Source organism: Flavobacterium sp., from assembly GCF_035456085.1.
GTDB lineage: Bacteria > Bacteroidota > Bacteroidia > Flavobacteriales > Flavobacteriaceae > Flavobacterium.
On sequence record NZ_DATIDY010000092.1, the window covers coordinates 1 to 11,982 of the forward strand.

An 11,982-nucleotide genomic window follows, 5' to 3' on the forward strand; every position below is an offset into this window, starting at 1 on the left:
TATTTTCTCGAATGTTGCGATTACTTCCTGCTGATTAGCCACATTGCACGAATGAGCAAACACTTTATCTCCATTTGCTGTTATTTCATCAACTGTAGATTGTGCACTTTCAAAAGAAAGTTCCAGAATATGCACTTCAGCTCCTTGTTTGGCGAATAATACCGAAATGGCTTTACCAATTCCGCTTCCTCCTCCTGTTATAATTGCTTTTTTATTTTTTAATGAAAACATAATTTAAATATTTTAATCTTTTGATATACAAATTAAGGTCCTTGAAATGTCCCTTGAGATAACATGCTGCCTTAGTTTACGGCATAATTGCTTTCTTTTCTTCTTACGAAAGCAAACCAAACTATTACCACAAAGCAAAGAAGCGGAACGATATACCCGTTTTGAATATTTCCCGTTTTATCTGAAATCATTCCTAAGACCGGTGGTAATAATGCACCTCCAACAATAGCCATTACAATTAATGACGAACCGATTTTTGTATTGTGTCCCAAGTCTTCAATTCCCATTGAAAAAATAGTTGGAAACATGATACTCATAAAAAAGGCAATCGCAATTAATCCATAAACGACAATCATTCCGCTTCCATTTATAACTAAAACACATAGCAGAATATTGATTATTGCATACGTCATTAACAACTTTTGTGCATCAATATATTTCATGATAAATGTCCCGGCAAAACGTCCAGTCATAAATGCTAATCCATAAAACCCTAAATATTTTGCTGCCGAATCTTCATCTATTGCAGCAGTTGTGGTAGCCATTTTAATAAAAAAACTTCCCACACATACCTGAGCACCCACATAAAAAAACTGAGCAACAATTCCCCATCTCAATTTTGCGGACTTCAAAGCTCCTGTGAAAGTAGCTAGCTGGACACCTTCTTTGTCTTCGTCTTTGACATCTGGCATTGGTGTGAAATAAATAATACCCGCTACAATAAGAATAATCAAACCCAAAATGAGATATGGTAACTTGACGCTTGACGCTTCTTCCAAAAGATAGCTATGTAATTCTAGCGCGTTCATCGCATCCATTTCTGTTTGTGTCAAATTTTTACCAGACAAAATCATTGGACCAATATAGGCTGGAGCAATATAAGCTGCCAAACCATTAAACGATTGTGAAAAATTTAATCGCCTAGTTGCGGTTTTCGCCGGTCCTAAAATAGTCACGTACGGATTGGCTGCGGTTTCCAGAAAAGTAAGTCCACATGCAATAATAAATAAAGCTCCCAAAAAATAAATGTACTCCAGCGAGTTCGCCGCTGGCACAAATAAAATAGAGCCCAATCCAAACATAAGTAATCCTATCAGAATCCCTGATTTATAACCATACTTTCGCATTACATATCCAGCAGGCAAAGCCATAGCAAAATAGGCGATAAACACTGAAGAGTCAATCAAAGACGATTGTAAATCCGAAAGGTTAAATGCTTTTCGCAAATGAGGAATTAATATAGGATCCAAATTGTGTACAAATCCCCAAAAGAAAAATAAACTGGTCACTAAAATAAAAGGGAAAACCATTTTTTTGTTTCCATTAGAAACGGCTTGATTTACTACATCCTGTTGTGGGGCTTTTGTCATATATTTTATTTTTTACTATAAATAATAGAACTAAAATTGATTATAATGCTTTTGATCTTTTAAGAGACCTAACAGTTTTGGAAAATCTGTTAGGTCTTTAAACTTCCCAATATCGCTACAAAATCGCTCTGTCTAAATGCGTATAACCGCCATCAACATATATAATTTGTCCTGTAGTATGGCTGGATTTTTCAGACAAAAGAAAAACAACCATATTGGCAATTTCCTCGGCTGTTGTCATGCGTTTTCCCAAAGGAATTTTACTAGTTATTGAGGCTAATTTTTCTTCTTTATTTTCAAATGTGTTGATCCATGTTTCATACAGTGGAGTAAAACATTCTGCAACAACTACGGCATTCACTCGGATATTATATTTTAATAATTCGACGGCCCATTCTCTGGTTAAGGCGTTTCGCCCTCCATTTGCGGCAGCATAAGCAGAAGTTCCGCCTTGACCAGTATCAGCTGTTTTGGAACCTATGTTTACAATTGCACCTTTAGATTCAATTAGAAATGGCAAAGCATAATGTGCCATCATATAATAATGAACCAAGTTTTTGTGCAACGAGGCCATAAAGTCCTCGTAATTTCCATTTTCTAAACCCACTCCGTCATTGACTCCGGCATTATTAACCAAACCATCTATTCGTCCACATTGTTTGATAATATTATCGACTGCAAATTGGCAATCGGCTGGTCGCGTCAAATCGGCTGTTACTTGAAACGCTTTTCCGCCCGAAGCTTCAATTTCGTTCACTATAGCTATATTATCAGTTTCATTGCGGCCCACTATAAATGGAATTGCTTCTTCGGAAGCTAATACTTTACAGATTCCCAATCCAATGCCTTTTGCACCTCCTGTTACTACAATAATTTTATCGGTTAGTGATAATTGCATCTGTTTCTTTTTGATTTAATTAACCCGTTGGGTGAAATATTTTTTAACCACATAGAGACATAGAATTTTCAGTATTCAAAAAGAATGTGATAGTCATTTTACTTTTCACATAGTCTATCTATGTGGCCATTTATTATTTAAACTGAATTTCACTCAACGGGTTTTAATTACTTAATCAATAATCTTTTTACATAAATAGCAGTCATCTCAAATATCTTTTGACAAATGCTCGTTCTTTTACATAAAAAAAAATGTCCTTATGGTTAAGTTGACTACAAGTTTAACCATTTTTTCTAAATTTACAATAATTAAACAATAAAATTTAACACTACATAATTTTAAACTTATAATACTAAAAAAATCCTAATCATTTTCTTAATTAACCAAACAGCCAAATTTAAAAAATGTGGTATTATTCCTGTCTTAGTGATTTATCAACAACATCAAAAATTAACTTTCAATTTTTAAAAGCATACATCAGTATTCAGTAATTTTGCAGCATGTATGCTTTAGTCGATTGTAATAATTTCTATGCTTCCTGTGAACGTGTTTTTCAGCCGAAACTCAACGGAAAACCTATTGCGGTATTATCCAACAATGATGGCTGTGTGATTTCAAGAAGCAATGAGGCCAAAGCAGCTGGAGTCCCGATGGGTGCGCCAGCATTTCAGATTAAGGAACTGATACAGGAAAAGAATATTCATATATTTTCTTCCAATTATGCCTTATACGGAGATTTGAGTAATCGTGTAATGTCCATTTTAGCGCAGTTTACTCCCAATGTAGAGATTTACAGCATCGATGAAGCTTTCCTGAATTTTGATGGTTTGGACATTTCCGATTATCATGATTATGGACTCCAAATGAAAAAAAGGGTTCAAAAATGGGTAGGTCTTCCAGTTTGCATCGGCTTTGCCGAAACTAAAGCTTTATCAAAAATTGCCAATCATATAGCCAAGAAATTCCAGGACAGAACAAAAGGCGTTTATGTAATTGATAGCGAAGAAAAACGTCTTAAAGCCTTGAAGTGGACCAAAATTGAAGATGTTTGGGGCATTGGTTACCGCACGACCAAAAAAGTCAAACTCCGAAAAATACAAACTGCATTAGACTTTATTCAACCGCAGCATGAAGCTTGGATTAAAAAAGAAATGGGCGTTGTAGGTTTACGTTTAAAGTGCGAATTAGAAGGGAAATCGGTTTTGGATTTGGAACCAATAACGGAACAAAAGAAAAGCATTAGCACCACAAGAAGTTTCCCAAAACAAATCGCTGATTTTGATTTATTGCGGGAACGAGTAACCACTTTTGCAGCCGTTTGTGCCGAAAAATTGCGCAAACAGCATTCTTGCTGCCATACTATTATTGTGATGTTGGTTGTAGATAAACACACGGTTCAGACTTCAAAATATTATTTCAATATGGCGGTGACATTACCTTTTGCGACTCATTCGACTTTAACTATTTCGAATGCCGCCGTAGCAATGTTGAAGAAATTACTCGAAGGCAATGAAGGTCTTAAATTCAAAAAAGCAGGCGTAATTGTTACCGAACTGATAGATGAAGACAAAAAACAATTGCAACTATTTGATGAGGAAAATCCAAAACATTTGGCTTTAATGAAAGTGATGGATCAACTGAATAACAAAATTGGAGACACAAAAGTAAAATTAGGCAGCCAAAATTTAAGGCTTACTTGGAATATGAATCAGAATCATCTTTCGCCAAAATATACCACTGATTTTAAAAAAATATTAGAAATAGAATGTCTTTAAAAAAAGAACAAAAACTAACTTTCTTTCATCCTGATCTCGAAAGCGAACTGCAAATTCCATATGTAAATGAAGGAGTTTCGGCGGGCTTCCCTTCGCCAGCTGCCGATTTTATGGAAACTACTATTGATTTGAATAAAGAGTTAAGCGAAAATCCTTTGGCTACTTTTTACATCAAAGTCAAAGGCAATTCTATGATTGATGCTGGAATTAACGACAAAGATGTTCTAGTTGTTGATCGAAGCTTGGAACCTCAAAACAATAAAATTGCAATTTGCTGCATTGATGGCGAATTCACCGTAAAACGCATTCAGGTCGAAAAAGATTGTTTGTACCTCATGCCTGAAAACTCCAATTACCAACCCATAAAAGTTACCGAAGAAAACCAGCTCATCATTTGGGGAATGGTTACTTATGTTATAAAGAAAGTGTGATTCTAAACAAGGAATGCATTAATTATATTTCATTATTTGTAGTTTTTTAACCTTTTAAACAGCAAATACATTAAGTACAAAACAAACCAAAGTGATTGTTATTTACTATTTAATCCTCTAAACCAGCTTGTTGCATTTTAAAAAATCCTCTGTAATTTAACATATTTGATTTAAATCATAATAAATTAAAATTCCAAATTATAATTTGCAATTGATATAAAGTATATTTTTACGAATCAAACAGAAAATAAGCACGATGCAAATAGGAATAATTGGATTAGGAAAAATGGGGTTTAACCTCGCATTAAATTTAAAAAGAAACAATCACGAAGTAGTTGCTCAGGACGTCAATGCAGACTTTGTCTCTAAAATTGGTAACGAAGGAATCGAAACCGCCTACACGATCGAGGAATTGTGTAAAAAACTAACTAACCGAAGAGTAATTTGGTTAATGGTTCCCGCTGGCGAAATTGTAGATTCGGTCATCAATTCATTGCTTCCGTATTTGTCCAAAAACGATATTATTATTGACGGCGGGAATTCGAATTACAATGATTCGAAACGTCGTTATTCAAAACTAAAAGAACTTGGAATTGACTTTTTGGATTGCGGAACTTCCGGAGGAACTTCGGGCGCATTAAACGGCGCTTGTACGATGATTGGAGGAGATGCAGATGTATTTGATTATGTATCTCAAGTCTTCAAAGATATTTCTATCGAAAACGGATACCTCTATACTGGAGCTGCCGGAAGTGGTCATTTTACCAAAATGGTGCATAACGGTATTGAATATGGTATGATGCAATCCATCGCCGAAGGATTTGAAGTTTTTGAACATTCGGAATTTGATATCGATTTTCAAAAAACGGCTAAACTATTCAACCATGGTTCTGTCGTACGCGGTTGGCTGATGGAATTAACCGAAAGTGCTTTTTCAAAAGACGCAAGATTGGATGGTATCAAAGGAATTATGCATTCTTCGGGTGAGGGCAAATGGACGCTGGAAACGGCTTTGGATTTAGGCGTTCCAACCCCGGTTATTGCACTTTCTATCATGATGCGCTACCGTTCTCAAATGTCAGATACTTTTTCAGGAAAAGTAGTAGCGGCGCTTCGAAATGAATTTGGCGGTCATGCTGTAGAAAAAAATGAATAATAAAGATTAAAATTCTTTATCAAACAAACCTAACAGATTTTAAAAACCTGTTAGGTTTTCGCTAAAATCGATTTGAATCCAATTATCTTCTAAAAATTATAATTCATGTCCTTACTGATTCTGATTGCAAGCATTCTGGTTTTATTAGTTTTAATTTCCGGTGCTAAACTCAATGCTTTTATTGCGTTAACCATCACTGCATTTTTCGTAGGAATTTTAAAAGGGATGCCTTTTACTGATTTAATAAATTCCATTCAACTTGGCATCGGAAATACGTTAGGATCTTTGATTTTAATAATTGCTTTTGGGGTTATTTTAGGAAATTTACTTTCAGACAGTGGAGCCGCCCAACGAATAAGTTCCGTAATGATTAAGTCGTTTGGCATTAAACACATCAAATGGGCGATGGTGATTACAGGTTTCTCAGTTGGAATTTCGATGTTTTATAATGCCGGTTTTATTATTTTGATTCCAATGGTTTTTGCTGTCGCTAAAAGCACCAAACAGCCTATTATTTATCTGGGAATCGCAATGGCTTCGGCACTTTCTATCACACATGGTTTTTTACCACCTCATCCCGGACCAACTGCTATTGCTGTTATTTTTAAAGCCAACATTGGAAAAACGCTTCTTTATGGATTAATGGTTGCCATTCCATCTCTTCTTGTCGCTGGAATTGTTTTCCCAGAAATGATAAAAAAGATTAATGCTTTTCCACCAAAAGGATTATTTGAAAGCACAACATTCACAGAAACCGAAATGCCTTCTTTTAAAATTAGTATTCTAACGGCCTTGGTTCCCGTCTTTTTGATGGCGACGGCTACATTCAGTGAACTTTTATTATCAGAAGAGAATTCATTTCGCTCTATTTTACTTTTTATAGGAAACCCAACCACTTCAATGTTAATTGCAATACTGCTGGCTATATTTACATTGGGTATTTGGCGTGGAAGAAAAGTGCAGGACATCATGGATAAGTCTGGTGCCGCATTAAGTTCGGCTACAATGATAATTTTGATAATTGCTGCTGGTGGCGCTTTTAAACAAGTATTAATAGATAGCGGAATCGGAACCGATTTAAGCAAATTATTTGAAAGTTCTACTCTTTCTCCTTTATTTTTAGGATGGCTGATTGCTACTATAATCCGAATTGCTTTAGGATCGGCAACGGTAGCAGGATTAACAGCGGCAGGTATTGTTCAGCCATTAGTAATCGCTTCGGGAGTGAGTCCTGAATTAATGGTACTTTCTATAGGGGCAGGAAGTTTAATGTGTTCGCATGTTAATGATACAGGTTTTTGGATGTTTAAAGAATATTTTGGAATCAGCGTTTCGGATACCTTTAAGACTTGGACAGTTATGGAAACCATTATTGGAGTTATGGGATTAATTGGAGTATTGTTGTTGAATATATGGATCAAATAAAAAAAGAAGAATTAGTTTATATCGGAATTGATATTGGAACTACAGCCACAAAAGCGGTATGTTTCGATGGGCAGGGAAATGTAATCCAACAGATTTCGTATTCGTATGCTATGTATCATCCAAAACTTAATTGGACAATACAAAAACCACAAGAGATTTTAGATACAGTACTAAAGTGTATAAATGAAATCACAAAAGATATTCATCCACAATTTATCAGTTTTAGTGGCGCGATGCAAAGCATTATCGCAATTGATCAAACTGGGAAACCATTAACCGATGTTATCGTATGGGCCGATAATAGAGCAAACGAAATAGCCGAAAAAATTAAAACTTCTGAAAAAGGAAATCATTTTTATCAAAAAACAGGGATTCCAATTCATCCATTTTCGCCTTTCACTAAAATAGCATGGTTAAAAGAATTTGATTCCGATATTTTTTCAAAGACATATAAATTCATTGGTATAAAAGAATATATCTGGCATCATCTCACGGGAGAATATGCTATTGATACTTCGATGGCTTCAGGAACAGGATTCTTAAACATTCACACTTTGGAATGGGATGATGAAATTTTGGAATTTTTAAAAATAAAACCTCAGCAACTGCCTACAATTTGCAAAGTAACACACCAAGCTAAAGGTCTTTCAGATAATTTTCTATATATACTAGGCGGCGGTGATGGCATATTAGCTAATCTTGGAACGGGAGCTATGGATAAAGGTTTTATGGCATTGACAATTGGCACAAGCGGAGCCGTTCGACTGCCGATAGACCAACCTTTTTTAGATCCACAAATGCGAACACAATGCTACCATTTCGAGAACAGTCAATATCTTACTTTGGGTGCTGTAAATAATGGTGCTATCGTTTTGCAATGGCTTAAAGAAGCAATTTTAAAAACAACTATTCCTTACGAACAGCTTTTTGAAGAAGCAGAAAAAATACCCGCTGGTTCCGAAGGCTTGCTTTTTGTTCCTTATTTATTAGGTGAAAGAGCCCCAATTTGGGATGCTTCGGCACAAGGAACTCTTTTGGGAATGCAGATTATACACACGCAGGCACATTTAGTTAGGGCAACTTTAGAAGGTATTTTGTTTGGATTATTTCAAATTACAGAAATCTTATTACCCGATCCTGAAAAAAGAAAGGAAACAATTATTATGGCTAGCGGCGGATTCGGAAAGAGCGAATTCTGGCTGCAAATAGTAGCTGATATTTTCCAGATGAAAGTAGAAACATCGCAAACTATTGAAGGTTCTGCTTGGGGCGCTGTTTTAATAGGAATGAAAGCTATAGATAGTACTATAATGAACCAAACAAAAACAGGAAAAATCTTTTTCCCTAATCAGGCGCACCAAAAAGTATATGCTGATTCTTTTAGCAAATTCAAGAAAGTCCATTCTTTATTAAAAGGATTGTAAAATAATATACGAACACTTTTTATACAATATTGTTATTTGGTATGAATCACACGTTAGTTACTCACACATCACCTGAGATTGCTTCGCCAATTCGCTTTCGCTCGTGTCCTACGGAATGAAAACATTCGAATATTTAAATCATAAAAAAACCATCAGAAGCTTAAATTTTAAGCAAAAAAAAATGTGAAACTAAACGAATTTAGCTTCACACTTTTTAAATAACTAACAAAATTATTTTCTACCAGAACTTCACATATAAAGCGGCAATAATTAACAAAGTGATTATTACCATTACAGTAGTTTGTGGTTTTAACTTGAACATTTCTGTATCCAATTCGAATGCTTTTGGATTTACTTTTGGTCCAAACATACTCATTCCAATCATCAAAATCATTGTAAATAAGAATGATAATCCCATACAAATGTGGAAAGGAATTTCGTAAGTTCCTTTTGCAGTTTGATAAGCTGTGTATAAGAAAGTTTGGTTTCCAAATAATGCAGGCGCAAACTCATTGAATAAAACTGATAATAAGAATCCTGCAATTACTCCAACAATAGCAGCCGCACCAGTAGTTCTTTTCCAGAACATACCAAGGAAGAACATTGCGAATACTCCAGGACTAATGAATCCCGTATATTTTTGAATGTAAGTGAAACCACCAACACCACCAATTCCTAATAAATCATCCCAAGTAAATAGAACTGCTAAAAGCATTGCAGCAAAAACAGTATATCTACCAATGTTTACCTGAGCATTATCAGATGCATTTTTTTGGATGTATTTTTTGTGAACGTCCAAAGTATAAATAGTCGAAATACTGTTTACTTTCCCAGCCAAAGAAGCAACAATTGCTGCAGTTAAAGCCGCTACTGACAACCCTTTAATTCCTGTAGGAAGGAAAGTCAACATTGCAGAGTATGCTCCATCTTTATGTCCTCCAACCAATTGAGGTAAATGTCCGTTTTTATATAATACAAAAGCTGCAATACCAGGCAACATTACGATAAGAGGCATTAATAATTTTAAGAATCCAGCGAATAAGATACCTGTACGTGCAGTTTGCAAATCAGCTCCCAAAGCCCTTTGAGTGATGTATTGGTTACAACCCCAATAGTTCAAGTTGATAATCCAGATACCAGCCGCATACGACATTAATCCTGGAAAAGTAAGGTATTTATCGATATCATTTTGAGTAAAGGCAGTAGAAACCTGTTGAGTAGGTTCTGGAATAATCATTTTGAAATGCTCAGGTGCCTGACGCATCAATTCTTTGAAACCGGCAATGGCACCTTGACCAGAATCTGGTAAATATTCTGCTACTGTAGTCAAAGCGATATAAGAAGTAACCAAACCTCCAATAATCAAAACGGCTACCTGAATTACATCTGTATAAGCTACTACTTTCATACCTCCCAAAGAGATAATTAAAGCAAAAACAGCCAAACCAATCATAATAGCATGAAGATAATCACCTCCAGTTAGTCCATTAATAGCAACAGCTCCTAAATATAAAATAGAAGTTAAGTTCACAAAAACATATAAAAACAACCAAAAAACAGCCATAATCAAAGCTGTTGATTCGTTATATCTTTGTTTCAAAAATTGGGGCATGGTATAAATCTTGTTTTTTAAATAAACAGGAATAAACCAAACGGCTACAATAATCAATGCAATAGCGGCAAGCCACTCGTAAGCGGCAACAGCGATTCCTAAAAAGAATCCCTCACCACTCATCCCGATAAATTGTTCAGCGGATATGTTTGATGCAATTAATGATGCCCCGATTGCCCACCATGTCAAACTCCCTTCAGCAAGGAAATAGGCTTTGGCATCGTGTTCGTTTCTTTCTCGCTTGCGGTATACCGTGTAACCATAACCGGCTACGACGACAAAATAAATAATAAAGACTGCATAATCTGCAAAAGCAAGGTTCTGACTCATGAGTAATTAGTTTTTTAAGTGTTAATATAAATGGGTATTTGTTTGTTTTTTTAAAGCATGAATGGTTTGTTTCTCAGGATGCCAATTTAAAATATATTTTCTATAAAAAACAGCATTTCCTTATTCAAATCAAACATAAAATAAAATATCTGTTATTATTCCGTACTTTTTTTATGAATATTGAAGCCAAATGTAAAATAAAAAAAATTACCAGCAATGCAATAAATGTGATTTTTACATTTATTTGATAAATTTTTATGAATGCTAAGGTTTTCGTAGCAGTTTATTGCATTTTTAGGCTTTAAACTCTGGATTCATTCTAATTTTTTGTTCCCATTTCCATGCGCTTGCGATTGCTTCATCCAAAGTCGAAACCGTTTTCCAGCCCAAAACTGTATTAGCTTTATCGGTATTTGCATAAGCTTCGGTCACATCACCTTCTCTACGTGCTACAATTTTGTAAGGCAATTTTTGTCCACTAACTTTTTCAAATGCGGAAATCACTTCCAGAACTGAACTTCCTGTTCCGGTTCCAAGATTAAAAACCTCTAACGGTGCAGCATTCCTTTTGTTTAATAAGCGTTGCAAAGCAATAACGTGCGCTTTTGCCAAATCGACTACATGGATATAATCACGCACACAAGTTCCATCTATTGTTGGATAATCATTTCCGTAAACTGATAATTCGGCGCGTAAACCCATTGCGGTTTGAGTAATGAACGGAACTAAATTTTGCGGCACTCCCATTGGCAATTCTCCAATTTCGGCCGAAGGATGCGCCCCAATCGGATTAAAATAACGAAGTAAAATAGCATTGATCTTGCTCACCTTTACAACATCGGCAATAATCTCTTCGCCGATTTGTTTAGTGTTTCCATACGGAGACAAAGCAGATTGAACAGGAGTACTTTCGGCAATTGGCATTACTTCGGCTTGTCCGTAAACGGTACAAGAGGAACTGAAGATAAAATGAGCTTCTTTCTTTTTTTCCAGTTCCTGTAAAATATAAACCAGAGCTCCAAGATTGTTTTCATAATACAACAAAGGATTTTGAACACTTTCGCCAACCGCTTTGGAAGCAGCAAAATGAATTACACCTGCTACATCATCGTGCTCTTTGAAAAAATCCTGGACTGCTTTTTTTTCTCTTAAATCAATTTCCGAAAAAATTGGTTTTTTGCCGGTAATGCGCTCTATACCATCCAAAACTTCGATTGAAGAATTCGAAAGATTATCAATTACTACAACCTCAAAACCTTGATTTTGCAATTCAACGACAGTATGTGATCCAATAAAACCTAAACCGCCAGTAACAACTATCTTACTCATT

Annotated in this window: 10 protein-coding genes; 5 read left to right on the plus strand and 5 right to left on the minus strand. The window is 35.4% G+C overall.

Annotated elements, in window-relative coordinates; all coding sequences use genetic code 11:
- From VLC96_RS07080 to VLC96_RS07090, 3 genes are all read right to left on the minus strand, one after another.
- Positions 1–231: SDR family NAD(P)-dependent oxidoreductase (locus tag VLC96_RS07080; RefSeq protein WP_325261681.1), on the minus strand; the 231-nt coding region annotated here is incomplete at its 3' end.
- Positions 232–302: 71 nt separating this feature from the next.
- Positions 303–1,601 (minus strand): L-fucose:H+ symporter permease, encoded by a 1,299-nt coding sequence (fucP, locus tag VLC96_RS07085; RefSeq protein WP_325261682.1) that lies wholly within the window; start codon positions 1,599–1,601, stop codon positions 303–305.
- A 115-nt stretch (positions 1,602–1,716) separates the two neighbouring features.
- Positions 1,717–2,499 (minus strand): L-fucose dehydrogenase, encoded by a 783-nt coding sequence (locus VLC96_RS07090; protein ID WP_325261684.1) that lies wholly within the window; start codon positions 2,497–2,499, stop codon positions 1,717–1,719.
- Positions 2,500–2,999: 500 nt separating this feature from the next.
- Between VLC96_RS07090 and VLC96_RS07095 the strand changes: the two genes are divergently transcribed.
- The 5 genes from VLC96_RS07095 (at position 3,000) to VLC96_RS07115 (ending at position 8,710) form a co-directional block, all read left to right on the plus strand.
- Entirely contained in the window at positions 3,000–4,274 is a 1,275-nt protein-coding gene (locus VLC96_RS07095) for a Y-family DNA polymerase (protein WP_325261685.1), read from the plus strand.
- Positions 4,265–4,705, plus strand: coding sequence for a LexA family protein (locus VLC96_RS07100; RefSeq protein WP_325261686.1), 441 nt, complete (start codon positions 4,265–4,267; stop codon positions 4,703–4,705). The genes VLC96_RS07095 and VLC96_RS07100 overlap by 10 nt, the downstream gene beginning before the upstream one ends.
- 256 nt (positions 4,706–4,961) lie before the next feature.
- Entirely contained in the window at positions 4,962–5,861 is a 900-nt protein-coding gene (gene gnd / locus VLC96_RS07105) for a phosphogluconate dehydrogenase (NAD(+)-dependent, decarboxylating) (RefSeq protein WP_325261688.1), read from the plus strand.
- A 105-nt stretch (positions 5,862–5,966) separates the two neighbouring features.
- Positions 5,967–7,286: a gluconate:H+ symporter gene (locus VLC96_RS07110; protein ID WP_325261690.1), complete on the plus strand. Its 1,320-nt coding sequence runs from the start codon at positions 5,967–5,969 to the stop codon at positions 7,284–7,286.
- The gene (locus tag VLC96_RS07115) at positions 7,274–8,710 is read left to right on the plus strand and encodes a gluconokinase (protein WP_325261692.1); all 1,437 of its coding nucleotides are present in this window, start codon (positions 7,274–7,276) and stop codon (positions 8,708–8,710) included. The genes VLC96_RS07110 and VLC96_RS07115 overlap by 13 nt, the downstream gene beginning before the upstream one ends.
- 238 nt (positions 8,711–8,948) lie before the next feature.
- On the opposite strand, the gene VLC96_RS07120 is transcribed toward VLC96_RS07115, so the two are convergent.
- Together VLC96_RS07120 and galE are read right to left on the minus strand one after the other, a co-directional pair.
- The gene (locus VLC96_RS07120; protein ID WP_325261694.1) at positions 8,949–10,652 is read right to left on the minus strand and encodes a sodium/sugar symporter; all 1,704 of its coding nucleotides are present in this window, start codon (positions 10,650–10,652) and stop codon (positions 8,949–8,951) included.
- Between the two features lie 294 nt (positions 10,653–10,946).
- Positions 10,947–11,981: a UDP-glucose 4-epimerase GalE gene (gene galE / locus VLC96_RS07125; RefSeq protein ID WP_325261696.1), complete on the minus strand. Its 1,035-nt coding sequence runs from the start codon at positions 11,979–11,981 to the stop codon at positions 10,947–10,949.
- Position 11,982: the final 1 nt, after the last annotated feature.